Raw genomic sequence first — 25,551 nt, 5'->3', positions numbered from 1 at the left:
AAGTACCAAAATGATGGCTAATTGATACTCTGGCCATATGAATCTGCGCCAGCTGCAGTACTTCGTCGCGGTCGCCGAGGAGCGCCACTTCGGCCGCGCGGCGCAGCGCCTGCACATGGCGCAGCCACCGCTCTCGCACCAGATCCGTCAGCTGGAACAGGATCTGGGCGTCGAGCTGTTGCACCGCACCACCCGTCGGGTCGAGCTCACCGACGCGGGGCGGGCCTACCTCGAGCGGGCGCGGGCCGTTCTGTCCTCCGTCGACGACGCGGCGGACCACGCGCGCCGCGTGGCCGCCGGCGCCACCGGGCACCTGACCATCGGCTGCGTCGGCACCGCGACCTACAGCCTGCTGCCGCCCCTGGCCCGCCGGCTCGCGGACGAGCTGCCCGGCATCGACTTCGCGTTCCGCGGCGAGATGCTGGTGCCCGACCAGGTCGAGGCCCTGCGCACCGGCGCGATCGACATCGCGCTGCTGCGCCCGCCTGTCGCCGACCCGTCGCTGCGGGTCCGAGTCCTGCGGCGCGAGCCATGGGTGGTCGCGCTGCCCTCCGATCACGCCCTCGCGCGCCGGAAGCGGCTGCGGGTGGCCGACCTGACCGGGGAGCCGATCATCGTGCACAGCGCCGGCCGGCGATCCGCCATGTACGACCGCGTCGTGGCGCTGCTGCGCGAGGGCGGCGTGGCCCCCACGATCCGGCACGAGGTGGGCGAGACCTCGACGCTCGGGACCCTCGTCGCGGCGGGGCTGGGCATCGCGCTGGCGCCCGAGCCGATCACGGCGCTCCGGCTCGACGGCATCACGTACGTCCCGCTCGTCGGAGCCGGAGCCGGGGTCGAGCTCGCCGTCGCCCACGTGGCCGACCGCACCGATCGCCACCTCGAGCGGGTCACGGACCTCATCGCCGACCTGACGGCGGGCTAGCGGCGAGCGCTGTCGGATCGCGAACGGTGTTACGCGTGGATGACCTGCGCGGTTACCGCCCGATCACCGACTCCTCATCGCACTCCCCCGGTGTCGAGTGCGTTCGTGGACCTCTCCACCATGGTGCGATCCGTTCACCGCTCTGCGAAGGAGCTCAGCCCGATGCCCATCACCGATCGCCGGATCACCCTGCGGTTCCTGGCCGCACCCACCGACGTCGCCTCCCTCGGTGGCGGCGTCCGCGGCGGCCGCGTCCTGGAGTGGATCGACAAGGCCGCCTACGCCTGCGCCGCCGCCTGGTCGGGCGGCTACTCCGTGACCGCGTACGTCGGCAACATCGGCTTCGGCCGCGACATCGCCTCGGGCGACGTGGTCGAGGTGCGGGCCACGCTGGTCTACACGGGCCGCAGCAGCATGCACATCCGGTGCGAGGTCGCCTCCGCCGATCCGCGGGTCGGCACGTTCACCGTCGCCAGCACGTGCCTGCTCGTCTTCGTCGCGGTCGACGAGGCCGGGAAGCCGACGCCGGTGCGCCAGTGGCAGCCCGTCCTCGCCGAGGACGTACGCGCCGCGGAGGAGGCCGAGGCCCGGGCCGACGTGCGGCGGCGGATCGCCGCGGCGATGAACGGTGCCGACTACTCGCTGGCGACCGAGGCGGAACGGCGCACCACGCGCTTCCTCGCCGCACCCACCGACATCAATTGGGGCGGCAAGGCGCACGGCGGGCGGGTGATGGGCTGGATGGACGACGCCGCCTACCTCTGCGCGTCGGGCTGGAGCGGCGGCGAGGCCGTCACGGTCTACGTGGGCGGCGTGCGCTTCTACCGCCCGGTGCAGATCGGCCAGGTCATCGAGGTGACGGCGCGGCTGCTGCACACGGGCCGTCAGACGATGCACGTCTCCGTGCACCTCGCGACGTGCTGGCCGCACGAGCACGAGCCCCAGCCGGCGGCGCACGCGCTGCACGTGCTGGCCGCGCTCGACGCCGACGGGGACGCCACCGCGGTCCGCCCGTGGGCGCCGCGACTGCCGGGCGACGTGGCGCTCGACGCGCACGCCCGCGAGCTGATCGCGATCCGCGGCCGGCGCAGCGCCTCGGCCGCGACCCGGATGGTGGCGATCTGACCGGCTAAGCTGGGCGCATGGTCCGGCAGCCCCTCACCCCCGAACAGATCGCCGCGGGTCGGCGCCTGGGGGCACGGCTGCGCGCGGCCCGGGGCGATCGCCGGCCCGACGAGGTGGCCCGCGCGGCCGGGATCTCCCCGGAGACGCTGCGCAAGATCGAGACCGGCCGGATGGCGACCCCCGCGTTCGGCACCGTCGTCGCGCTGGCGGCCGTGCTGGGCGAGCCCCTCGACGGGCTGGCGGCGGAGTACCTGGACGCGGAACGATTCAGCCCCACCGGTTAGTGCGTGGTATTTTAATACCATGATGGAGCTCAAGACCCCCGCCGAGATCGCGAAGATGCGCACCACCGGCATCTTCATCGCCGAGCTCCTCGAGGAGCTCACCACGATGGCCGAGCCCGGGATGAACCTCATGGAGCTCGAGTACCGCGCGCGAAAGATGATCGAGGATCGCGGCGCCGTCTCCTGCTACTGGGACTACGCGCCGTCCTTCGGCAGCGGCCCGTTCCGCAACGTGACCTGCCTGTCAGTCAACGACGCCTGCCTGCACGGACTTCCGCACGAGTACGTCTTCGAGGACGGCGACCTGCTGACCGTGGACATCGCGGTGTCGATCGACGGCTGGGTCGCCGACGCCGCCCGCAGCGTGAGCGTGGGCACCGCACGCGAGGAGGACACGCGGCTCATCCTGGCCACGCGCGAGGCCCTCGACGCCGCGATCGATCACATGCGCCCGGGCACCAAGCTGGGCACGGTCTCGGCCTCCATCGGCGAGGTCGCGAAGAAGTACGGCTACCCGGTGAACACGCAGTTCGGCGGACACGGCCTGGGCCGGACGATGCACGAGGACCCGCACGTGCCGAACACCGGCAAGGCCCGCAAGGGCATGCTCCTGCAGACCGGCACGACACTGGCCCTGGAGCCCTGGTTCTGCGCCACCACCGACAAGATCATCTTCGATCCGGACGGCTGGACCCTGCGCTCCGCCGACGGTTCCCGCGCCGCCCACAGCGAGCACACCGTCGCCATCACGGAGGACGGTCCGCTCGTCCTCACCGCCCCGGCGTAGCCGCTCGCTGCGAGGCGATGAGGACCCTCGCCGCATCGCGGGCCCCGTCGACGACGCCATCCGGGCCCAGAATGGCGGCGGTGGTGAGCGCGCCCTCGGTGAGCAGCCCGATCTGGATCGCCACGCGTTCCGGCAGACCCGCCTCGGCGACGAGTGCGGCGAGTTCGTCCTGGTAGCAGGACTTGTTGTGCTGCGCGGCCTCGGCGACCGCGGATGAGGTCGCGCCCAACTCGCCGTAGCTGTTGATGAACGAGCAGCCGCGGAAGTCGTTCTCGGCGAACATCTCGTCGAGCCAGTCGAAGACGGCGAGAACCTTTTCGTCCGGCGCGCTCGCCCGGTCGACGTACTTGTGCAGCCCGTCGTTCCAGCGCCGGTCGCGGATGGTCAGCACCTCGGCGACGAGCGCATCCTTCGAGGGGAAGAGTTTGTAGATCGCCTTGAGGGAGACGCCTGCGGCGGTACGGATCTCGTCCATGCCGACGGCCTGGATCCCCTTGCCGTAGAACAGTTTCTCCGCCGCCTCCAGCACGGCGGCGCGCTGCTGGTCCGCATCCATTTCCCTCAACCCCTTGACACGAGAACGATCGTTCCCCTACTGTAGCACTCAGCGCGAGAACGTCCGTTCTCCGCGAAGTCGACAAGGAGCAGATCATGAGCAAGACCGTCCTCGAGCCCGCCGCCCAGGCCTTCTCCGACGCCACCGCGAATCCGCCCTACCTGTTCGACCTCGGCCCCGTCGAGGGCCGCAAGACCGTCGACGAGGTCCAGTCCGGCGAGGGCGTCACCTTCCCCGAGGTCGACGAGGAGTGGATCACCGTGCCCGGCGGCCCCACCGGCGAGGTCCGCACCCGCATCGTCCGCCCGAAGGGCGCCACCGGCGTCCTGCCCGTCATCCTCTACGTCCACGGCGCGGGCTGGGTCTTCGGCAATGCCCACACGCACGACCGCCTGGTCCGCGAGTTCGCCGTCGGAACCGGTGCGGCCGTCGTCTTCCCCGAGTACGACCTCTCCCCCGAGGCGCGCTACCCGATCGCGATCGAGCAGAACTACGCCGTGGCGCAGTGGGTCGTGAGCTCCGGTGCCGAGAAGAACCTCGACGGCACCCGCATCGCCGTCTCGGGCGACTCGGTCGGCGGCGACATGGCTGCCGTCCTCGCCCTGCAGGCCAAGGCCCGCGGCGACGTGCGGCTGGCCGCGCAGGTACTCCTGTACCCGGTGGTCGACGCGGACTTCGAGACCGGCTCGTACCACAAGTTCGCCGAGGGCTACTTCCTGCGCCGCGACGCCATGCAGTGGTTCTGGGACCAGTACACGACCGACCCCGCGCAGCGCGCCGAGATCTTCGCCTCGCCGCTGAACGCCACCGTCGAGCAGCTGCAGGACCTGCCGCCCGCCACCGTCATCACCGCCGAGGCCGACGTGCTTCGCGACGCCGGCGAGGCCTACGCCGCCAAGCTCCGCGAGGCCGGCAACCAGGTGACCGCCGTGCGCGTGGGCGGCGTCATCCACGACTTCATGATGCTCAACGCGCTGCGCGAGACCCACGGCGCGCAGGCCGGATTCGACCTCGCCATCGCCGCGTTCCGCCGCGCGCTCGCCTGAACCCCGCACCACACCGCGACGGCCCCGGGCAGCAGCAGCCCGGGGCCGTCGCCCGCGTTCGATCAGTCGTGGATGATCACGCCGCGGATGTTCTTGCCCTCGCGCAGGTCCGCGTAGCCCTGGTTCACGTCCTCCAGCGAGTACCGGGTGGTGATCAGCTCGTCGAGCTTGAGCTCCCCCGCGTCGTAGAGGCGCAGCAGCCGGACGATGTCGTACTGCGGGTTCATCGATCCGAACAGCGTGCCCATGATCGTCTTCTGGTTCAACGTGAGATCGGTGCCGGAGACGTGCACGGTGAGCTTCTCCGGGTCGGCGAGGCCGGTGATCACGACCTTGCCGCCCTTGCCGATCGCCGCGGTCGCGTCCTGGACCACCTTCTCGTCGACGGTGCCCACCAGGATCAGCGCGGCGTCGGCGCCCTGCCCCCAGGTCAGCTCGGTCACCTTCTCCTGCGCCTCCTCCGCGGTCGCGAAGGCGTGCGTCGCACCGAACTTCAGCGCCGTGTCGCGTTTGAGCGCGACGGGGTCGACCACGACCACGTACTTGCAGCCCGCCGACACGGCGCCCTGCACGGCGTTGATGCCGAGGCCGCCGATGCCGTAGATCACGGCGGTGTCGCCGGGGCGCAGGCCGCCGGCCGAGACCGCGGTCCCCCAGCCCGACGGGACGCCGCAGCCCACGAGGACGGCCGTCTCGAGCGGGAGCCAGTCGTCGACCGAGTGCTGGCTGATGGTGGCGCGCTCGGCGAACGTGCCGAGCATGCACATGGCGCCGAAATCCTGCCCGCCGCCGTGGAACCGGAAGGTCCCGTCGGGCATGGAGCCCTCGAGGATGGTGGCACCGAGATCGCACAGGTTCTGGCGGCCCGTCGAGCAGTAGCGGCAGGTGCCGCAGTTCGGGATGAAGCTGCAGACCACGTGATCGCCGGGCTTGACCTTGGTGACGCCGGGGCCGACCTCCTCGATGATCCCGGAGCCCTCGTGGCCGCCCACGATGGGGTACCGCGGCGGGAGGTCACCGTCGGTCAGGTGCAGATCCGAGTGGCACAGGCCGGCTGCGGTGTACTTGATGAGCACCTCGCCCGGGCCGGGACCGTCGAGCTCGAGTTCCATTATCTCGAAGGGCTTTCCGGCTTCGAGCAGCACTGCGGCTTTGGTCTTCATGATGTTCCCTTCCGCGTCAGAGCGCGATGTTGACGGACTTGGTCTGGGTGTAGAGGTCGATCGCGGAGTCGCCGAGCTCGCGGCCCCAGCCGGACTGCTTGAAGCCGCCGAAGGGCAGCGCCGTGTCGAAGCCGTTGTACTGGTTGACCCACACCGATCCGGCCTTGACGGCGGCGGCGGTGCGGTGCGCCTTGGAGACGTCCTTGGTCCAGATCCCCGCCGCGAGGCCGTAGATCGAGTCGTTGGCGGCGCGCACCACGTCGTCCTCGTCGTCGAAGGGCAGGGCCGCGACGACCGGGCCGAAGATCTCCTCCTCGACGATGGAGAAGCCGGGCTCGACGTCCACGAAGACGGTGGGCTCGATGAAGTAGCCCTCGTCGCCCCAGCGCTTGCCGCCCGTGAGGGCCCGCGCACCGTCGGCCAGACCCTGCTGGATGTACCCGTTGACGCGGTCGAACTGCTCCTGCGAGACGAGCGGGCCGAGCTCGGTGGTCGGATCCAGCCCGGGGCCGATCTTGGCGGCGGCCGCGGCGTCGGCGACGGCCTGGGTGAACTCGTCGAAGATGGACCGCTGCACGAACATCCGGGTGCCGGCGACGCAGCACTGGCCGTGGTTGAAGGTCCACGCGGCGACCGAGCCGGCCACGGCGGCCTCCAGGTCGGCGTCCGCGAAGACGATGTTGGGGCTCTTGCCGCCCAGCTCCAGCGACACCTTCTTGAGGTTGCCGGTGGCGGCGGAGACGATCTTCTTGCCCACCTCGGTGGAGCCGGTGAAGGCCACCTTGTCGACGTCGGGGTGACCCGACAGCGCGGCGCCGGCGTCGCCGAAGCCGGGGACGATGTTCACCACGCCCGGCGGGAAGCCCGCCTCCTCGAAGACCTCGCCGAGCATCAGCGCCGTGAGCGGGGTCTGCTCGGCGGGCTTGAGCACCACCGTGTTCCCGGCGGCGAGCGCGGGTGCCAGCTTCCACGTGGCCATGAGGATCGGGAAGTTCCACGGCACGATCTGGCCGCACACGCCGAGCGACTCGCGGCGGGTGTACGCGTGGAACTCGCCGCCGGGGGCGAAGGGCATCGACGGGGTGACCGCGGCGCCGCGGATCTTCGTGACGAGGCCGGCGTTGTAACGCCAGACGTCGGCCGACCAGCCCACGTCGACGCCGGTGGCGATGGCGACCGACTTGCCGTTGTCGAGCGCCTCGAGCTGACCGAAGATCTCGGCACGCTCGGAGAGGATGTCGCCGACCTTCCAGATCAGGCGCTCCCGCTCGTTCGGCTTCATCCGCGACCACGGTCCCTCGTAGGCGGCGCGGGCGGCGGCGACGGCGCGGTCGACGTCGGGGGCCTCGCCGTGCGCGACCCGGGTGATCACCTGGCCGGTCGCCGGGTCGTGGGTGTCGAAGGTGCGGCCGGACAGGGCGTCGACCCACTGCCCGCCGATCAGCATCCTCCGATCCCGGGAGACGAAATCGGCGACGGCGGGAAGCAGATCGGGCACGGCGATGGTGGTCATCGGATTCTCCTTGCGAACCGTGGGTGTGATGCACGCCACGTGGCGTCACCTACTGTTCTCGCACGGAGCGGGCGGGCGGCCGTGTTCGGAAAATGGACACTCCGAGTGGACGGTCACCGGGCGGCTTGGGGCCGCGCACCCTTCCCACCAGCGGAAACGGTCCGGTCAGCCCCGGATGCCGAGCGCCCGGATGCGGGCGTACAGGGTGGTGCGGCTGATCCCGAGCTCCGTCGCCGCGCGGCTCTTGTTGCCGTCGGCGGACGCGAGCGCGGCGAGGATCGCCTGGCGTTCCGCCTGCTCCATCCCCCGCAGCCGGGCCGCACGGGTCGAGCCGCGGTACTCGGCCGGCAGGTCCGCGGCGGTGACGGTGCGCCCGCCCCGCGCGAGGACGGCGTCCGCCGCCTCGGTGAGCACCATCGACAGCTCCGCGAGGTTGCCCGGCCACTCCTGCGACAGCAGGGCGTCCGCGGTGTCGGCGCCGAGCTCGAGGCCGGGGTCCACCGCGGCCACGAGCCCCTGGCCGAGGGAGGCGATCTCGGTGGTCCGCTCCCGCAGCGGCGGCAGCACGATCCGCCGCCGGCAGCAGGCGACCAGCGCGCCGACGGCGGGCGAGAGCGACTCGGCCGGCCCCGTCACCACCACGATCGAGACCGCGGGGCCCGCCGCCGGGTTCGCGACGGCCGCGTGCAGCAGCCTCGCCGAGCGCTCGTCGAGCAGGTCCGCCCCGTCGACGACGAGGCCCCGGCCCGCCTCCCGGCACGCGCGCAGCACGGCGGGCACGTCCGGCTCGCGGCCCGCGAGGATCACGCCGGCCACGTCGAGGACGGTGTGCGCTTCCTCGGCGACACAGGTCAGGGCGCGCGTGCTCCGGCCGGTGCCGGGCTCCCCGCTGACGGCGACCGTCGGCGCGGACGCGGGACGCGGGGCGGCGACCGGCGCGGACGGCCCGCCGGGGCGCGGGCGGAGCCGGAAGACCGCGGCGTGCGGCGCACCGTCGGGCCTGCTGACCACGACGTCGGCGACGACGCCCGAGACGAGCGTGAGCACGGCCGTGCGCGGCGCGCCGTCGGCGAGCAGCAGGCGGAGCGTGCCGAAGTCGCCGGGCGCCAGCAGCTCCGCGGCGGCGGCGTTGGTGAGCTGGAGGTCGTCGCCGATCGCTGCCACGGCGACGTCCCGGCGCCTGGCGAGGCGCTGGTAGGCCGCGATGACCGCGCGGTGCGAGGCGTGGGAGCGGTCGAGCAGTCGGCCCGAGATGTCGTCGACCAGGCCGCGGACCAGCGGGATCGACAACGGGTTGATGCGATCCGCGATCTCCGCCATGCAGATGACGCCGGCGAGGCGCCGCGTCGCCGGATGGATGATCGGGCGCCCGAAGCAGCTCAGCGTGCGGAACTGCTCGAGGTAGTGCTCCGCGCCGTTGATCGCCACGTCGCCCCGGACCTCGAGCGGCGTGCCCAGCGCCGTCGTGCCCATCTCCTCCTCGCCGAAGCCCGCGCCCGCGATGGCGCCGAGTCCCTCCAGGCGGCGCTCCAGCGTCAGGTCGGCCGTCACCCTCGAGACGAGCCGGGAGCGGTGGTCCACCAGCAGGAGCGCGGTGTTCGACCCGCTGAGCGCGGTGGCGGCCCGGGCGAGCACCGGCCGGGCGGCGTCGAGCAGGGTGTCGGCGGCCTCGATGGCGCCGATCTCGGGGTCGGGATGCGCGTCGGGGCGCAGGCCCGCGCGGTCCGACCGCAGCCATGAGGCCGCGATCACCGGGCGGTGCGGGGAGGTCTCCACCGTCCCAGTGTGACATGGATCACCAGATATGACACTCAGTGTCGGAACACGGGCCGCAGGCGGTGCAGCGCCTCCTCGATCTCGGCGGTCGCGCCGGCGAAGCTGAGCCGGATGGTCCGGCGGCCGCGCACGGTGTCGAAGTCCAGGCCGGGCGTGATCGCGACGCCGGTCTCGTCGAGCACTCGCGCGCACCAGGCGAGGGAGTCGTCGGTGAGGTGGCCGATGTCGGCATAGGCGTAGAAGGCGCCGTCGGGCGGCGCGACCTCGGTGACCCCCAGCTCCCGCAGCCCGGCGAGGACCACCTCGCGGTTGCGCGCGTACCCGGCGACGTGCGCGTCCAGCTCGACCCGCGCCTCGTCGGAGAACGCGGCGACCGCCGCGTGCTGGCTGATGGCGGGCGGGCAGATGGTCATGTTCGCGGTGAGCCGCTCGACGGGCCGCCGCAGGTACTCGGGCAGCAGCATCCAGCCGAGCCGCCAGCCGGTCATCGCGAAGTACTTCGACACCGAGCCCATGACGACCTGCTCGCGGGAGGTCTCCCACGCGCACGACGTGGGCCGGCCGTAGCTCACGCCGTGGTAGATCTCGTCGGAGATGAGCAGCGTGCCGTGCGCCTCGCACCAGTGCGCCAGGGCCGCGAGCTCCGACGGTGCCAGGATCGTCCCGGTCGGGTTCGCCGGGCTCGCGACGATGAGTCCCTTGGGCGGCGTGTCGAGCGCTTCCAGCATCGCGACGGTCGGCTGGAACCTGGTGTCCGCGCCGCAGTCCAGCTCGACGACCTCACAGCCCAGCGCCTTCAGCGTGTTCCGGTAGGCGGGGTAGCCGGGCCGGGCCATGACGACGGTGTCGCCCGCGTCGAAGGCTGCGAGGAAGACCAGCGTGAACGCGCCCGACGAGCCGGTGGTCACGGCCACTGCCTCCGGCGGGACGTCGAGGCCGTAGGCGCGACCGTAGTGCGCGGCGATGGTCTCGCGCAGCGGCGCGATGCCCATCGACTCGGTGTAGCCGAGCGGCCCGGCGTCCAGCGCTGCGTGCGCGGCGGCGAGCACCGGCTTCGGCGCCCCGGCGCTGGGCTGGCCCGCGGCCAGCGAGATCACGTCGCCGTGGGTCTCCCGGCGCCGCGCCGCCGCGGCCAACACGTCCATGACGTGGAACATCTCGACATCGGACCGGCGGGATTCCTGCATGTGCTCCATCGTTTCACGCCCGGCCGTGTCCGAAACCGGCCTCGTACTCGGTCACGACGCGAATACGTCGGCCCGGCCCAGAAATCAGGCGGTTTCGGACGACGATCAGCGGGTCGGGCGGGTCAGGAACGCCACGACCTGACGGCCGATGCGGGTGATCACCACGGTCATCGGCTGTGAGCCCTGGAGTTTGAGCCGCTTGCGCAGGACGTCGGGGTCGACGCCGGCGCCGCGGGTGAGGATCTCCACGGCGCCGACGTCACGCGCCCGCAGCTCCGCGCGCAGCGCCTTCTCGGAGAACTTCAGCTCCTCGAGGATCTCGAAGCCGCGCTCCCCCGCGGGCACGGCGTCGCCGCTGAGGTAGGCGATGTGCTCGTCGAGCTGCCACAACCCGTGCCGCGCGGCGTAGTGCCGCACCAGGCCGGCGCGGATCACTGCACCGTCGGGTTCGACGAGGTACTTCCCCGCGGGCTCCGGGTCCACGTCGTGCGGGTCGGTCGAGAACACCTCGTAGCCCCCCGCGCCGGAACCGTGCAGCACCGTCGCCCGGGTCAGCCCCGGGACGGCGACGGGGCCGGACCACAGGCAGGCCTCGCGGACGCCGCCGTCGAGGGAGACGATCTCGACCTCCCCGTCGAAGTCGCCGCGCCGCCGCAGGCCGTCGTAGTCGATGCCGGGTGCGGTCTTCACCGCCAGCGACCGCCCGGCGTACGCGGCCCGCAGGGCCGAGAGCGCGGGCGACATCTGTTCGGGATCGACGATGCGCCGCCCGCCCGCCCGGCGCGCCGGGTCGGCGATGACGACGTCGGCGGTGGACGTGGGGGTCAGCGCGTCGGCCACGTAGACCAGCGCGCGGGGCACGTTGTGCGCGGCCATCCGGGCGCGCATCGGGTCCAGGTCGCTGCCGACCACGCGCGGGCAGACCTGCACCAGCGCGCGGAGTTCCGCGCCGATGGAGCAGGTCACGTCGTGCACCGAGAGCCACGCCAGGCGGCGGGCGCGGTGCTCCGCGACCGCCGACGGGGTGGCCTGCTGCACCGCCTCGTCGGTGAGCAGCCAGCCGTCGACGTCGCCGAGCTTGGCGGCCGCGCGGCGACGGGCGCGCACCTGCTCGATGACGGCGGGAGCGTGCGCACCGGCGAGGCCGCGCACGATCCCGACGTCCGCCAGGAGGGTGGCGTCGGTCAGCGCGAGCCGGTCCGCCGCGGCGACGGCGGCGGCGCCGTCAGCCGTGCGGAGATAGGCGAGATCGGCCCCGTCCAAACCCGGCGAGCCCGGACTACTCGGGCTTGGTGCCCGTGATGGCCAGGTTGTAGAAGAACTTGCGCGGCACGACGCGGCGCATCACGGCCTCGTCGAGCGCGGAGAGCTTCTTCCAGCCGCCGAACGCGAACCCGGCCCAGCCGAAACCGAGCTTCTCCGGGGGCACGGCCGCCTCGAAGGTGCGCACGGGCCAGCCCAGGAAGGCGGCGGTGAACTCGTCGGTGCTGGCCTCGACGTTGACGGCGCCGGCGCGGGCGGCCATCGCCTCCATCGCGTCCGGATCGAAGGTGTGGATGTCGACGACGGCCTCGAGCGCCGCGGCGCGCGAGGACTCGTCGAGCTCCTCCTGCGGGCGACGCCAGTCGGCGAGGAAGGGCAGCTTGGTCGCCTTGGTGGTGATGCCCCAGGTGATGCGGCCCAGCCAGCGGGCGTAGAAGTCGCCGATGGTGGTCGGCTCGCCCGCGAAGACGAACCGGCCGCCCGGCTTGAGCACGCGCAGCACCTCGCGCAGCGACTGCTCCACATCGGGGATGTGGTGCAGCACGGCGTGCCCGACGACGAGGTCGAAGGTGTTGTCCTCGTACGGGATGGTCTCCGCGTCGGCGACGCGGCCGTCGACGGTGTGGCCGAGGGCCTCGCCGTTGCGCAGCGCCACCTTGACCATGCCGGGCGAGAGGTCGGTGACCGAGCCGGTCTCCGCGACTCCCGCGGACATCAGGTTGAGCAGGAAGAAGCCGGTGCCGCAGCCCAGCTCCAGGGCGCGGCCGTAGGGCTTCTCGTTCTCCCCGCCGGTGGCGGCCTCGAAGCGGTCGCGGGCGTAGTCGATGCACCGCTCGTCGAAGCTGATGTGCCACTTCTCGTCGTACGTCTCGGCTTCCCAGTCGTGGTAGAGCACCTGGGCGAGCTTCGTGTCGGAGAATGCGGCCTCAACCTCGTCCGCCGTGGCGTGCGGGTTGGGGGCCGGCTGCTGGTCGGTCATGAAGGCCTTTCGAGAAGATTGTTCCCGTCAGGTTACCGCCCGGTCAGATCACCGCCAACCCGCGTGATGGAACACGTTCTGCCCCGCGGGCGGCCCGGACCACCGGCGCCCGCGGGGCGTGCGGGCTACTTGCCGACGAACTTCGCCTTGCCCGGCCCGTTCTCGATGAACGAGGTCATGCCGATGGTGCGGTCCTCGGTGGCGAACAGCCCGGCGAACAGGTGCCGCTCGATGGCGAGGCCGGTGTTCAGGTCGGTGTCGAGGCCCTGGTCGATGGCCTGCTTGGCGGCGCGCAGCGCCTGCGAGGCGGCGCCCGAGAACTGCTTCGCCCAGGTCAGCGCGGCGTTGTAGACCTCGTCGGGGGCGACGACCTCGTCGACCAGACCGATCTGCAGGGCTTCCTCGGCACCGACGAAGCGGCCGGTGAAGACCATGTCCTTGGCCTTGGCGGGGCCGACCAGGCGGGCGAGGCGCTGGGTGCCGCCGCCGCCGGGGATCACGCCGAGCAGGATCTCGGGCACGCCCACCTTGGCGTTGTCGCCGACGATGCGGCGGTCGGCGCCGAGCGCGACCTCGAGGCCACCGCCGAGGGCGTAGCCGGTGATGGCGGCGACGGTCGGCTTCGTGATCGACGCGATCGCCGACAGGCCGCCCTGCAGCCGGGCGATGGCCTCGCTCATGTCCGCGTAGCCCATCGCCTGCATCTCCTTGATGTCGGCGCCGGCCGCGAAGACCTTCGGCCCGCCGTAGACCACGACGGCCTTGATGTCGTCGCGCGTGTTCACCTCGGCGGCGAGGGCGATGAGCTCGTCCTGGACCTGCGAGTTGATGGCGTTCATCGGCGGGCGGTTCAGGCGGATCGTGCCGATGCCGGGGTGCTCGTCGGAGGTCTCGAGGGTCACGAATTCAGTCATGACCCCAGAGGCTACCGGGTGCCGGAAAATTTAGTTGGACGTCCACGTAAATCCGGTGGGCGCCACGGTCAGTAGATCGTCGAGCCCGCGGCGTACTCCGCCCAGCCCGGGAACCGTCGCTCCTCGCGGGTCATCCCATCGACGATGGCGACGGGCGTGAGGTCCGCCGCCTCGGCGGCCCAGCCCAGCACGTCTTCCGCGGTGTCGAAGGGCAGCAACTGGAACAGCTGGGAGTAGGTGGGCGCCATGAGCTTGTTGCGTCCCGCGAGCCACGCGTCGATCACGGCCTGCGGCGCGTGCCAGCCCGCCGACACGGCCTCGGTGGTCACGCACGTCGCCTCCTGCCCCGCGGGCAGCGCGGCCAGGTAGAACATCGTGTCGTACCGGCGCGGCCGCCCGGGCGGGGTCACCCAGCGCGACAGCGGCACCAGGTCGTCGGGGTGCACCCGGACGCCGCACTCCTCGTGCGTCTCGCGCGCCGCGGTCACCCGCAGGTCGTCGCCGTCCGACGGCTCGATGCCGCCGCCCGGGAAGACCGTCACGTCGGGCGCGAACTCCATCCCGCTCGCGCGCGTCTGCACGAAGACCTCCAGGCCCTCCCGCGCCGTCCGCAGGAGCAGGACGGTGGCTGCGGGCCGGATGGGCACGTCGGGGAGGTCGCGCCGATGATCGGCGCCCTCCGCGCGGTGCGCCTGCGCCGCCTCGTCGCCGCTCATGCCTGCAGCCTCCGGCGTCCGGGGCGCGAGGCCCGTCGGGCGAAGAACCGGCCGTCCACCTCGTCGAGCACGATGCGCTGGCTGAAGGTCTCCGAGAGCACCTCGGCGGTGAGCACGTCGCCGATGAGGCCCTGCGCCACGACGCCGCCCTCCTTGAGCATCAGCGCGTGCGTGAAGCCCGGCGGCACCTCCTCGACGTGGTGCGTCACGAGCACGGTCGCGGGGGCGTCGGGATCCTGCGCCAGGGTGTCGAGGCGGGCGACCAGCTCCTCGCGGCCGCCGAGGTCGAGGCCCGCGGCGGGCTCGTCGAGCAGCATCAGCTCGGGGTCGGTCATGAGGGCGCGGGCGATGAGCACGCGCTTGCGCTCGCCCTCGGAGAGCGTGCCGAAGCGGCGGTTCGCAAGGTGCTCGGCACCCATCGACTCGAGGACGTCGACGGCGCGGCCGATGTCCACCTCGTCGTAGCGCTCACGCCACCGGCCGAGCACGGCGTAGCCGGCGGAGACCACGAGGTCGGTCACCAGCTCGTCGTCCGGCACCCGCGACGCCAGGGCCGCCGAGCACACGCCGATCCGCGCCGTGAGGTCCTGCACCACCGTCTTGCCGAGCACCTCTCCCAGGATGTGGGCGGTGCCCGCGCTCGGGAAGTCCTGTGCGGAGGCGAGCCGCATGAGCGAGGTCTTGCCCGCGCCGTTGGGACCGATGACGATCCACCGCTCGTCGAGCTCGACCCGCCAATCGATGGGGCCCACCAGGGTTCGGCTGTCGCGCCGCAGGCTCACCCCGCGGAAGTCGATCACCAGGTCCTGGTCGGGTTCGGCGGCGCAGTCGGGGGCGGGCGCGCTGGAGGCGGCGGCGGGATCGGACACATCACCATCCTGCCGCACGCGACGGGTCACGGTTGGCAGGATGGTCCCCGTGTCCACAGACCACCGCTCCCCCACCCCCGGCGCCGCGCACCCCCTCGGCGCCGCCCCGCAGCCCGGCGGCGTGAACTTCGCCGTGCACGCCCCGCGCGCCACCGACGTCTGGGTGTGCCTGATCGACACCGACGAGGCCGGGGCGCGCCGCGAGCAGCGCCTGCGGCTGCCCGCGCAGACGGCGGGCGTCCACCACGGCTTCGTCGCCGGTATCGGCGAGGGCACGCGGTACTGCCTGCGCGCCGCGGGCCCCTGGGAGCCGGAGAACGGCCTCCGCTTCAACGAGCACAAAGCCCTCATCGACCCGTACGCCCGCCGGCTCGACGGCGCACTCGGCGACGGCACCGCGCTCCTGCCCTACGGGACGGACGGCGGACCGTCGGAGACGGATTCGCTCCCCGACATCCCGTTGTGCGTGGTCACCGGGGCGCCGCCTGCCCCGGAACCGGGCCCGGGCGTGCCGTGGGACCGGACGGTGATCTGCGAGGTGCACGTCGGCTCGTACACCGCGCGGCACCCGGGTGTCCCGGAGGAGCTGCGCGGCACCTACCGGGGCCTGGCCCAGCCGGCCGTGATCGAGCATCTGCGGCGCATCGGCGTCACCGCCGTCGAGCTGCTGCCCGTCCAGGCCTGCCTCACCGAGCCGGGCGTGCGCGACCGTGGCATGCGCAACCACTGGGGCTATTCGACGGGGGCCTACTTCGCGCCGGACCCCCGGTACGCGGCGCAGCCGGGCCGCGAGGTCGAGGAGTTCGCGGAGATGGTCTCGGCGCTGCACTCCGCCGGCCTCGAGGTGCTGATGGACGTGGTCTACAACCACACCGCCGAGGAGTCGGTGGCGGGCCCGTCGCTGTCCTGGCGCGGGCTCGACGCGCCCGGCTACTACCTGCTCGAGAACGGCGAGGACCTCGACTACACCGGCTGCGGCAACACGGTGGACTGCGCCTCCCCCGCCTCGGTGCGGATGGTGCTCGACAGCCTGCGGTACTTCGCCGGGGAGTTCGGCGTCGACGGCTTCCGGTTCGACCTCGCGAGCGTCCTCGGCCGCGGACGGACGGGAACCGGGCCGCAGGGCCCGGTCATCCCGTTCGACCACCGCGCGCCACTGCTCACCGCCATCGCGGCCGACCCGATCCTGTCCACCCGCAAGCTCATCGCCGAGCCCTGGGACGCCACGGGCGAGGGCTACCGGGTGGGCGGCTTCCCGCCGGTGTGGGCCGAGTGGAACGACCGCTACCGCGACACCGTCCGCGACTTCTTCGCCGGCGGCGCGACCGTCGGCGCGCTGGCCTCGCGGGTCTCCGGCAGCCAGGACCTGTTCGGCGCGCAGGGCCGCACGCCCTTCTCGTCGATCAACTTCGTCACGGCCCACGACGGCTTCACCGCGCGCGACCTGGTCAGCTACGAGCGCAAGCACAACGAGGCCAACGGCGAGAAGAACCGGGACGGCACCGACAACAACCACTCCGTCAACCATGGCTTCGAGGGCGGCACCACCGACCCCGCGATCCTCGCGGCGCGGGCGGCGCACGTGCGGGCCCTGATCGCCACGCTGCTGCTCTCGACCGGCACGCCGATGCTGCTCGGCGGCGACGAGCTGGGCCACACCCAATTCGGCAACAACAACGCCTACTGCGTGCCGGAGGGCACGCCTGCGGCCGACGCCTTCGCCGTGGACTGGGACGCCGCCGACGCCGACCTGACGGCGTTCGTCGCCCGCGTGGCGGCCGTGCGCCGCGCCGCGCCCGTGCTGCGCCAGCACGAGTTCTTCGACGGCCGCGCCACCCGCGACGGCGAGCCCGACCTCGCGTGGTTCGGCGCCGACGGCGCCGAGATGCCGGGCGAGGACTGGCAGTCGCCGGAGGAACGCACGCTGCAGGCGTGGGTCGACGGGTCCGACGTCCGCGCGCCCGGCCACGACGCCGCCGTCGCGGAGAAGGACGCGCTCATCATCTGGCACGCCGGCGGCGAGGCGACAGTGGTGCTCGGCGGGCCCGAGTCGTGCACGCACGACTGGGAGCTCATCGTCGACACCACGCTCCCGACGGGCGAACCCGCGGGCCGCACGGTCTACCCGTCGCGCGCGGAGGTCACGGTCTCCGGCCCGACGGTGCTGGCCTTCCAGCAGGTCTGACCGGCCCGGCGCTCGATCGGGCTCAGTGCTCGATGGGCACGCGGCGCAGCCGGCCGTCGACGGCGTCGGCCGCCTCGATCTCGTCGCGGGTCACGCCGAGCACGAACAGGACCGCGTCGAGGTAGGGGTGCGAGAGCGCCGCGTCGGCGACCTCCCGCAGGGCGGGCTTGGCGTTGAACGCGACGCCCAGCCCGGCGGCGGAGAGCATGTCGATGTCGTTGGCACCGTCGCCCACGGCGACGGTCTCCTCGACCGGCACGCCGAAGGTGTCGGCGAACTCCTGCAGCGCGCGGGCCTTGCCCGGCCGGTCGACGACCTCGCCGATCACGCGGCCGGTCAGCACACCGTCGATCACCTCGAGGGTGTTGGCGCGGACGAAGTCGAGCTCGAGGTCCTGCGCGAGCGGCTCGATGACGGCGGTGAAGCCGCCGGAGACGACGCCGCAGCGGTAGCCGAGCCGCTTGAGCGTGCGGATCGTGGTGCGCGCGCCGGGGGTCAGCTGCAGGCCGGCGGCCACGTCGTCGATGACCGACGCGGGGAGGCCTGCGAGGTTCTGCACGCGGGCGTGCAGGGACTGCTCGAAGTCGAGCTCCCCGCGCATCGCGGCCTCGGTGACCGCGGCCACCTCCGCCTCCTTGCCGGCGCGGGCGGCGAGCATCTCGATGACCTCGCCCTGGACCAGGGTGGAGTCGACGTCGAAGCAGATCAGCCGCTTGGAACGGCGCGCGATGCCGGCGCGCGAGGTGGCGATGTCGACGCCCTGCTCCTTGGCGACGGCGGCGAGCTCGGCGCGGAAGGCGACCTCGTCGGCACCGTCGGGCACCGTGACCATGAGCTCGAGCGCGGTGACCGGGTAATCGGCGACGCCGGCGATGGACTCGATGTTGACGTCGCGCCCGGCGAGGGCGGTCGCGAGTGCCGAGAGGGCGCGGGCGCTCACGGGCGCCCCCAGCAGCACGACGGCGTGCGTCGGCACGGGCGGGCGGGGCGGCTGCTCGGCGGTGATCTCCACCGCGACGTCCATCCCGACGGTGGCCATGGCCTGCTCGACGAGTTCCTGCACGTGCTCGGGGTCACCGTGGACCGCGGCGAGCACCCCGAGGGTGAGGCGGCCGCGGATGACGGTCTGCTCGACGTCGAGGACACTGACCTCGTTGCGGGCCAGCACGCCGAACAGGACCGAGCTGACGCCGGGCTTGTCGCCGCCGGTCACGGTGATGAGGATCGTGGGATCCGAAGTCGCTTCGTGCACGGGGAAATCGTAGTCGCCGCCTGGCGCAACGCCGAACGGCGCCTCCCCTGCGGGAGACGCCGTTCAGATCAGGTCACGGGCCGAGCATCACACCTTCGCGTCGCCGCGCTCCTGCGAGTGCTTGTCGCCCAGGCCGGGGCCCGAGTGGGCCTCGGCGCGCATGCGCTCGACCATGTGCGGGTAGTGCAGCTCGAACGCGGGGCGCTCGGAGCGGATGCGGGGCAGCTCGGTGAAGTTGTGCCGCGGCGGGGGGCAGCTGGTGGCCCACTCGAGGCTGTTGCCGAAGCCCCACGGGTCGTCGACCGTGACGACCTCGCCGTAGCGGTAGCTCTTGAAGACGTTCCACACGAAGGGCAGCGTCGAGGCGCCCAGGATGAACGCGCCGACCGTCGAGATCTGGTTCAGCGTGGTGAAGCCGTCCGTGTCGAGGTAGTCGGCGTAGCGACGCGGCATGCCCTCGGCGCCGACCCAGTGCTGCACCAGGAAGGTCATGTGGAAGCCGATGAAGGTGAGCCAGAAGTGCCAGCGGCCCAGGCCCTCGTCGAGCATGCGGCCCGTCATCTTCGGGAACCAGAAGTAGATGCCGGCGTAGGTCGCGAACACGATGGTGCCGAAGAGCACGTAGTGGAAGTGCGCGACGACGAAGTACGTGTCGGACACCGCGAAGTCGAGCGGCGGCGACGCGAGGAGCACGCCGGTGAGACCACCGAAGAGGAAGGTCACGATGAAGCCGATCGAGAACAGCATCGGCGATTCGAACGTTATCTGCCCTCTCCACATGGTGAGGATCCAGTTGAAGAACTTCACACCGGTTGGCACCGCGATGAGGAAGGTCATGAAGCTGAAGAAGGGCAGCAGCACCGCGCCGGTGGCGTACATGTGGTGCGCCCACACCGCGACCGAGAGGGCCGCGATGGCCAGCGTCGCCAGGACCAGGCCGCTGTAGCCGAAGATCGGCTTGCGGCTGAACACGGGGAAGATCTCCGAGACGATGCCGAAGAAGGGCAGCGCGATGATGTAGACCTCGGGGTGGCCGAAGAACCAGAACAGGTGCTGCCACAGGATGACGCCGCCGTTGGCGGGGTCGTAGATGTGTGCGCCGAACTGGCGGTCGACCTCGAGGCCCATGAGCGCGGCGGTCAGCAGCGGGAAGGCCAGCAGGATCAGCAGCGAGGTCACCAGGATGTTCCAGGTGAAGATCGGCATGCGGAACATCGTCATGCCGGGGGCGCGCATGCAGATCACGGTGGTCACCATGTTGACGGCGCCGAGGATGGTGCCGAGACCACCGACCGCGAGGCCCATGATCCACAGGTCGGCACCGGGGCCGGGCGAGTGGAGGGCGTCGGTCAGCGGGGTGTAGGCCGTCCAGCCGAAGTCAGCCGCGCCACCGGGGGTGATGAAGCCGGCGATCACCATGATGGCGCCGAAGACGAACAGCCAGTAGCCGAACGCGTTCAGGCGCGGGAAGGCGACGTCGGGCGCGCCGATCTGCAGCGGCAGCACGAAGTTGGCGAAGCCGATCACGATCGGCGTCGCGTACAGCAGCAGCATCACGGTGCCGTGCATGGTGAACAGCTGGTTGAACTGCTCGGTGGAGAGGAACTGCAGGCCCGGGTTGGCCAGCTCGGCGCGCATGAGCAGCGCCATCAGGCCACCGATGAGGAAGAACGCGAAGCACGTGACGATGTACATGATGCCCAGCGTCTTGTGATCGGTCGTCGTGACCAGCTTGTAGATGAACGAGCCCTTGGGCCCGGTCCGCTGCGGATACGGACGTGCGGCGGTCACCTCGACTGCCGGACGATGCGCTTGCGCGGTCACAAATCCTCCTGCCCTGGGCCTCTCGGTACCGCGGCTGTCGGTACCGGCGTACGGCCTCTTCAATCAGGTCTTTCGGGCGGTGTTCGCTCACGGCGGACGCCACCCTTGTGGGGTAAGCGTAGCCCCTCGCCCCCGGGCTTGTCCCCGCGGTCCTACTCTGCGTCGTACTCGCGTCGCGGAACCGGCCGGAAAGGCCCCGACTGCTACCGTGGCGCTCGGTCGGAACTACAGGTGAGGACAGTTGCCGTGAACAGGCTCGGAACATCCAGGACGGGCGCCGCGATGGCGCTCGCCGTCGTCGCCGGCTCGGTGCTCACCGCATGCGGCGGCTCGGAGCCGATCCAGCAGCCCTTCGCCTCGATCTCGACGACCACCACGCGCCTCGCGTCGGCGAACATCATCGGCCTCGACCGCAAGCCCGACGAGGCCTGCGCCGCTCCCGTCGCCGGTGGCGCCGCCCCGGCCGCGATCGTCGTTGCCGATCCGGCGCTCCTCGACGGCCTGTGCGCGCTCGGCCTGCAGAACCGGGTGAAGGCCGTCGGCGGCGACGTCCCGTCGTACCTGGGCGCCACCCTCGCGAAGGTCCCGAAGCTCGCCGACGGCGCGCAGGCCGACGTCGCGGTCGGCACCGCGGACTCGGCCGAGGCGAACCGCCGCGCGGGCCGGACGGTGACGATCCCGGCACCGTCGGCGGACTGGCGCCGCAGCTTCCTCGCCCTGGCCGACGCGGTACGCATGCCCGCGGAGGCGCGGGCCGTGCTGGACCGCTACCAGCGGGACGCGGCGGAGAAGTCGGTGAAGATCGACGCGGTGCACAACACCGTCTCCCTGGTCCGGTTCACGGCGGACGGCAAGAACCTCGCGTTGGGCACCGCGCCGCTCGCGGCGCAGGTCCTCGCGGACCTCAAGGTCGTACGGCCTGAGCCGCAGCGCAAGCCGGAGGCCGTCGAGATGTCGGGCGACGACGTCTCCGCCGCCGACGCCGATCTGATCTACGTGGGCTATCAGGGCGACAAGGGCCGCGAACACGGCATGGCCGTGATGACCACGAAGCCCTGGAAGCAGCTCCGCGCCGTGGTCGCCAAGCGGCAGCTCCTGGTCGAGGACTCCGCCTGGTTCTCCGCGGGCGGGCCCGTCGCCGCCGGCATCGTGCTGCACGACGTCGGCAACACCATCAAGGCCTCCTCCTAGGCCTCCCCCTCCCCCGCACCCCGTCGCGTCCCGACGGGGCGCTCGGCGTGCGTCCGCCACAGCCTCCGCGGAGGGGCGAAAACGCCCCGGAACGCGAACGTTCCTCCGTGACGCCTCTCACATCCGCCGGGTAAAACCGCTGGCCGAGAGCTCGGTGTACACCTGTTCACGGATTGCCGGCCGAAGAGCCTTCATTCATGCTTGTTTCAAGTGATAGCCTGAAGGCGATTCAATCTCATACACGGCTTCTACCAGCACAGACGCCTGTGGGATTTCCCACAGGGCCACGGAAGAAACACCAGGTACGAGCCGGTCGAGGGTGCCAGGAAAGGATCCATCATGGCCCTGCTGAACATGCCCCGAGTGACCCACATGGCGCGCATGCGCGGCCGCTCGTTCCCCGGCCAGGCCGAGTACGAGCAGACGCTGAACGACCTCTCCGAGGCCTCGGTGCGCCGCAACTTCGATCCCTACGTCGACATCGACTGGGACTCCCCCGAGCTCGCGATCGTCCCCGACGATCCGCGCTGGGTCTGCAATCCGCGCTTCGACCCGATCGGCCGCCACCCCTGGTACCAGGAGCAGCCGCTGGCCAAGCAGATCGAGATCGGCATGTGGCGCCAGGCCAACGTCGCCAAGGTCGGCCTGCAGTTCGAGTCGATCCTGATCCGCGGCATCATGCAGTACACCGCCGTGCAGCCGAACAACTCCCCCGAGTTCCGCTACGCCACGCACGAGGCGAAGGAGGAGTGCCAGCACACGCTGATGTTCCAGGAGTTCGTCAACCGCGTGGGCATGGACGTCCCCGGCGGCGCCTGGTGGTTCCGCCGCCTGTCGCCGATCATCCCGCTGGCGGCCACCACCTTCCCGAACATCTTCTACATGGGCGTGCTCGCCGGCGAGGAGCCGATCGACCACCTGCAGAAGCAGTTCCTGCGCTCGGCCGACACGCAGCACCCCGCGATGACCTCGGTGATGCAGATCCACGTGGCCGAGGAGGCCCGCCACATCTCGTTCGCGCACCAGCTGCTCGAGCACAAGGTGCCCACCCGCGGCCCGATCCCCCGCTTCCTGCTGTCGCTGGCGATGCCGCTGGTCATGCGCATCCTGCTCGGCGCGATCATGGTCCCGCCGAAGCAGTTCTGGGACACCTTCGACATCCCGCGGGCGGTCAAGAAGGACATCTTCTGGCGCTCGCCCGAGTCGAAGGCCATGCGCCAGGAGATCTTCGGCGACGTCCGCCTGCTCGCGGAGCGCACGGACCTGATGAACCCGGTCTCCCGCGTGCTGTGGCGCGTCCTGGGCATCCATGGCCGGACCTCGCGATTCCGCAGCGAGCCGTCGTACGCCGCGCAGTAGTCTCGAACCACCCCGAATATCCGGCTCGGCGGTCACCCGCCGAGCCGGACCCGTATCCCGGCCCGGATGCGAACACCCCCGGAGGAGCTTCCTCGATGCCCCACGTCATCACCCAGTCCTGCTGCAGCGACGCCTCGTGCACCTTCGCGTGCCCGGTGAACTGCATCCACCCGACGCCCGACGAGCCGGGCTTCGCGACGGCCGAGATGCTGTACGTGGATCCCACCACCTGCGTCGACTGCGGCGCCTGCGTGACGGCGTGCCCCGTCGACGCCATCGGACCGGCGCATCGCCTGCCCGAGGAGCACAAGGTCTACATCGAGCTCAACCGCTCGCTCGCGGCCGCCGACCCGGCCAACTCCTCGCTCGGCGGCCCGAACCCGCAGGAGCGCAGCCGCCCGCCGATGGCGCACACCGTGCCGCCGAAGGTCCTCCCGATCCCGTCGGGCACCGTCATCAGCGTGGGCGTGATCGGCAGCGGCCCGGCCGCGATGTACGCAGCCGACGAGCTCCTGCGCTACCCGGGCGTCACCGTCGACGTCTACGAGAAGCTGTCCACGCCCTACGGCCTGGCCCGGTTCGGCGTCGCCCCCGATCACACCCGCACCCGCAAGGTCTCGGGCCTGTTCGACAAGGTCGCCGCCGACCCGAACTTCACGATCCACCTGAACACCGAGATCGGGCGCGACATCAGCCTCGAGGAGCTGCGGAAACGTCACGACGCGATCGTCGTCGCCGTCGGCGCCAGCACCGACAAGAAGCTCGGCATCACCGGCGAGGACCTGCCCAACGTCCGCAGCGCCACCGACTTCGTCGCCTGGTACAACGGCCACCCCGAGCACAAGGGCGACGCCGTCGACCTCACGCACGACCGCATCGTCGTCATCGGCAACGGCAACGTCGCGCTCGACGCGGCCCGCATCCTCACGGCCGAGCCCGAGGAACTCGAGGGCACCACCATCTCCCCCGCCGCCCTCGCCGCGCTGCGCGAGTCGAAGGTCGAGGAGGTCGTGATCGTGGCCCGCCGCGGACCCGAGCACGCCGCCTTCACCCTGCCCGAGGCGCTCGGCCTCGCGGACGAGCGCACCGTCATCGTGCACCCGGACCCCGACGTCGCCGAGACCATCGTCGCGGGCAGCGATTCCGAGCTGATCGGGCACAAGCTGGAGCTCCTCGAGTCACTGGAGACCCAGTCGGACGCGCCGCGCCGCATCCGCCTGCGCTTCCTCACCACGCCCGAGTCGATCGAGGCCACCGACGACGGCCTGGTCCTGCACGCGAAGCACACGGTCACCGGCGAGGCGATCGACCTGCCCGTCGGCATGGTGTTCACCTCCGTCGGCTACCGGGGCGTCCCGGTGCCGGGCCTGCCCTTCGACGACCGCCGCGCGGTGCTGCCGAACGAGGCCGGCCGGGTCCTCGGGGACGACGGTGCGCCGCTCCCCGGCGTGTACGTCACGGGCTGGATCAAGCGCGGCCCCAACGGCTTCATCGGCACGAACAAGACCGACTCGCAGGAAACGGTGGAGAAGTTCGCCGAGGACGTCGTCGCCGGCGTCATCAAGGGCCGCCCGTCGGGGAAGCGCAAGCGCCCGCTGGGCCGCTTCCTGGGCGCGTAGTCCCGCCCGGGCGCGTACTCTCAGCGCCGTGGCCTCTTCCGCGAACGGCGAACCGGTCGAGCTGACCGTCGGTGACCGGGTCGTGCGCGTCTCGAGCCCGGAGCGGGTCTACTTCCCGCAGATCGGCGCGACGAAGCTCGACGTCGTGCGGTACTACGAGGCCGTGGGCCCGGGCATCGTCCGGGCGCTGCGCGATCGGCCGACGATGCTGCACCGCTACCCCAAGGGCGTCGACGGGCCGAAGGTGCACCAGAAGCGGATCCCCGCCGGCGCGCCCGACTGGCTCGAGACGGTGGAGATCTACTTCCCGCGGTTCGGCCGCACCGCCGACGAGGTGGTGGTCACGGAGCTCGGCTCGGTGATCTGGGCGGCGCAGATGTCGACGGTCGAGTTCCACCCGTGGAACTGCCGCGCGGGCGATCTGGACCATCCCGACGAGTGGCGGATCGACCTCGACCCGATGCCCGACTGCTCGTGGTCGCGGGTGCAGTCGGTGGCCGCGGTGGTGCGGGAGGTGCTCGACGAGCTCGGCATCCGCGGTTTCCCCAAGACCTCGGGCGGCTCCGGCTTGCACGTGTACGTGCGGATCGAGCCCCGCTGGACGTTCTCGGAGGTCCGACGGTGCGCCCTCGCCTTCGCCCGGGAGGTCGAGCGCCGGGCACCGTCGGACGTGACGACGATGTGGTGGCGCAAGGACCGCGACCCGGCGGCCGTGTTCCTCGACTACAACCAGAACGCCCGCGATCACACCATCGCGTGCGCGTACTCGCTGCGCGGCACCCCGATCGCCACCGCCTCCGCCCCGATCACCTGGGACGAGGTGCCGGACGTGCACCCCGACGACTTCACGATCCGCACCCTCCCCGCACGCTTCGCCGACCTCGGCGACCTGCACGCATCCATCGACGACGAGGCCTTCTCCCTGGACCCCCTGGTCGACTGGGCCGACCGCGACGACCTCCCCATCGCCGATTGACGCAGCGGGAGCGCAACGGTGGGCGGCGGCCCATGCGCGATC

General features: G+C 71.6%; 22 protein-coding genes. 10 read left to right on the top strand and 12 right to left on the bottom strand.

Going from position 1 to position 25,551, the window contains the following annotated elements:
* Window positions 1-37 precede the first annotated feature (37 nt).
* The 4 genes from ACM9LD_RS01975 (at window position 38) to map (ending at window position 3,121) form a co-directional block, all read left to right on the top strand.
* Window positions 38-925 carry a LysR substrate-binding domain-containing protein gene (locus ACM9LD_RS01975; protein WP_415675118.1) on the top strand — a complete coding sequence of 296 codons (888 nt, stop codon included), beginning with the start codon at window positions 38-40 and terminating at the stop codon, window positions 923-925.
* A gap of 162 nt (window positions 926-1,087) precedes the next feature.
* On the top strand, window positions 1,088-2,050 hold the full coding sequence (locus ACM9LD_RS01970; protein ID WP_415675117.1) for an acyl-CoA thioesterase: 963 nt from the start codon (window positions 1,088-1,090) through the stop codon (window positions 2,048-2,050).
* A gap of 17 nt (window positions 2,051-2,067) precedes the next feature.
* Entirely contained in the window at window positions 2,068-2,334 is a 267-nt protein-coding gene (locus tag ACM9LD_RS01965; protein ID WP_224648390.1) for a helix-turn-helix domain-containing protein, read from the top strand.
* Between the two features lie 19 nt (window positions 2,335-2,353).
* Window positions 2,354-3,121: a type I methionyl aminopeptidase gene (gene map, locus ACM9LD_RS01960; protein ID WP_415675116.1), complete on the top strand. Its 768-nt coding sequence runs from the start codon at window positions 2,354-2,356 to the stop codon at window positions 3,119-3,121.
* Here the strand turns inward: map and ACM9LD_RS01955 are convergent.
* The gene (locus ACM9LD_RS01955) at window positions 3,105-3,677 is read right to left on the bottom strand and encodes a TetR/AcrR family transcriptional regulator (protein WP_415675115.1); all 573 of its coding nucleotides are present in this window, start codon (window positions 3,675-3,677) and stop codon (window positions 3,105-3,107) included. The two genes, map and ACM9LD_RS01955, sit on opposite strands and share 17 nt — an antisense overlap.
* A 95-nt stretch (window positions 3,678-3,772) precedes the next feature.
* Here ACM9LD_RS01955 and ACM9LD_RS01950 point away from each other — a divergent pair, with 95 nt between their 5' ends.
* Window positions 3,773-4,723: an alpha/beta hydrolase gene (locus ACM9LD_RS01950; protein WP_415675114.1), complete on the top strand. Its 951-nt coding sequence runs from the start codon at window positions 3,773-3,775 to the stop codon at window positions 4,721-4,723.
* Window positions 4,724-4,785: 62 nt separating this feature from the next.
* Here the strand turns inward: ACM9LD_RS01950 and ACM9LD_RS01945 are convergent, their stop codons facing one another.
* The 9 genes from ACM9LD_RS01945 to ACM9LD_RS01905 form a co-directional block, all read right to left on the bottom strand.
* Window positions 4,786-5,886 (bottom strand): NDMA-dependent alcohol dehydrogenase, encoded by a 1,101-nt coding sequence (locus ACM9LD_RS01945; RefSeq protein WP_415675113.1) that lies wholly within the window; start codon window positions 5,884-5,886, stop codon window positions 4,786-4,788.
* Between the two features lie 16 nt (window positions 5,887-5,902).
* On the bottom strand, window positions 5,903-7,399 hold the full coding sequence (locus ACM9LD_RS01940) for an aldehyde dehydrogenase family protein (protein ID WP_415675112.1): 1,497 nt from the start codon (window positions 7,397-7,399) through the stop codon (window positions 5,903-5,905).
* Window positions 7,400-7,564: 165 nt separating this feature from the next.
* The gene (locus ACM9LD_RS01935; RefSeq protein ID WP_415675111.1) at window positions 7,565-9,175 is read right to left on the bottom strand and encodes a sigma-54-dependent Fis family transcriptional regulator; all 1,611 of its coding nucleotides are present in this window, start codon (window positions 9,173-9,175) and stop codon (window positions 7,565-7,567) included.
* A 35-nt stretch (window positions 9,176-9,210) separates the two neighbouring features.
* Window positions 9,211-10,371, bottom strand: coding sequence for a pyridoxal phosphate-dependent aminotransferase (locus ACM9LD_RS01930; protein ID WP_415675110.1), 1,161 nt, complete (start codon window positions 10,369-10,371; stop codon window positions 9,211-9,213).
* A gap of 96 nt (window positions 10,372-10,467) precedes the next feature.
* Window positions 10,468-11,625 carry a class I SAM-dependent methyltransferase gene (locus ACM9LD_RS01925; RefSeq protein WP_415675109.1) on the bottom strand — a complete coding sequence of 386 codons (1,158 nt, stop codon included), beginning with the start codon at window positions 11,623-11,625 and terminating at the stop codon, window positions 10,468-10,470.
* A 16-nt stretch (window positions 11,626-11,641) separates the two neighbouring features.
* Window positions 11,642-12,604: a class I SAM-dependent methyltransferase gene (locus ACM9LD_RS01920; RefSeq protein ID WP_415675108.1), complete on the bottom strand. Its 963-nt coding sequence runs from the start codon at window positions 12,602-12,604 to the stop codon at window positions 11,642-11,644.
* Window positions 12,605-12,729: 125 nt separating this feature from the next.
* Window positions 12,730-13,518 (bottom strand): enoyl-CoA hydratase/isomerase family protein, encoded by a 789-nt coding sequence (locus ACM9LD_RS01915; RefSeq protein WP_415675107.1) that lies wholly within the window; start codon window positions 13,516-13,518, stop codon window positions 12,730-12,732.
* Between the two features lie 68 nt (window positions 13,519-13,586).
* Entirely contained in the window at window positions 13,587-14,234 is a 648-nt protein-coding gene (locus ACM9LD_RS01910) for an NUDIX hydrolase (protein ID WP_415675106.1), read from the bottom strand.
* Window positions 14,231-15,103, bottom strand: coding sequence for an ABC transporter ATP-binding protein (locus ACM9LD_RS01905; protein WP_415675105.1), 873 nt, complete (start codon window positions 15,101-15,103; stop codon window positions 14,231-14,233). The genes ACM9LD_RS01910 and ACM9LD_RS01905 overlap by 4 nt, the downstream gene beginning before the upstream one ends.
* Window positions 15,104-15,143: 40 nt before the next feature.
* Here ACM9LD_RS01905 and glgX point away from each other — a divergent pair, with 40 nt between their 5' ends.
* Window positions 15,144-17,288 (top strand): glycogen debranching protein GlgX, encoded by a 2,145-nt coding sequence (glgX, locus tag ACM9LD_RS01900; RefSeq protein WP_415675104.1) that lies wholly within the window; start codon window positions 15,144-15,146, stop codon window positions 17,286-17,288.
* Window positions 17,289-17,310: 22 nt separating this feature from the next.
* Here the strand turns inward: glgX and serB are convergent, their stop codons facing one another.
* Both serB and ctaD read right to left on the bottom strand, forming a co-directional pair.
* A complete protein-coding gene (gene serB, locus ACM9LD_RS01895; RefSeq protein WP_415675103.1) occupies window positions 17,311-18,540 on the bottom strand; it encodes a phosphoserine phosphatase SerB in 1,230 nt (409 codons plus the stop codon).
* Window positions 18,541-18,627: 87 nt separating this feature from the next.
* Window positions 18,628-20,364 (bottom strand): aa3-type cytochrome oxidase subunit I, encoded by a 1,737-nt coding sequence (gene ctaD, locus ACM9LD_RS01890; protein ID WP_415675102.1) that lies wholly within the window; start codon window positions 20,362-20,364, stop codon window positions 18,628-18,630.
* 246 nt (window positions 20,365-20,610) lie between these two features.
* Here ctaD and ACM9LD_RS01885 point away from each other — a divergent pair, with 246 nt between their 5' ends.
* The 4 genes from ACM9LD_RS01885 to ligD all read left to right on the top strand — a co-directional run bounded on the left by ACM9LD_RS01885 (window position 20,611) and on the right by ligD (window position 25,509).
* Entirely contained in the window at window positions 20,611-21,555 is a 945-nt protein-coding gene (locus ACM9LD_RS01885; protein WP_415675101.1) for a TroA family protein, read from the top strand.
* Between the two features lie 354 nt (window positions 21,556-21,909).
* Entirely contained in the window at window positions 21,910-22,914 is a 1,005-nt protein-coding gene (locus ACM9LD_RS01880; RefSeq protein WP_415675233.1) for an AurF N-oxygenase family protein, read from the top strand.
* A 95-nt stretch (window positions 22,915-23,009) separates the two neighbouring features.
* The gene (locus ACM9LD_RS01875) at window positions 23,010-24,533 is read left to right on the top strand and encodes an FAD-dependent oxidoreductase (RefSeq protein ID WP_415675100.1); all 1,524 of its coding nucleotides are present in this window, start codon (window positions 23,010-23,012) and stop codon (window positions 24,531-24,533) included.
* Between the two features lie 28 nt (window positions 24,534-24,561).
* Window positions 24,562-25,509 (top strand): non-homologous end-joining DNA ligase, encoded by a 948-nt coding sequence (ligD, locus tag ACM9LD_RS01870; RefSeq protein WP_415675099.1) that lies wholly within the window; start codon window positions 24,562-24,564, stop codon window positions 25,507-25,509.
* Window positions 25,510-25,551 lie beyond the last annotated feature (42 nt).

It is taken from the genome of Tsukamurella hominis, assembly GCF_965137015.1.
GTDB lineage: Bacteria > Actinomycetota > Actinomycetes > Mycobacteriales > Mycobacteriaceae > Tsukamurella > Tsukamurella hominis.
This window is presented reverse-complemented; position numbering and strand designations above follow the sequence as displayed.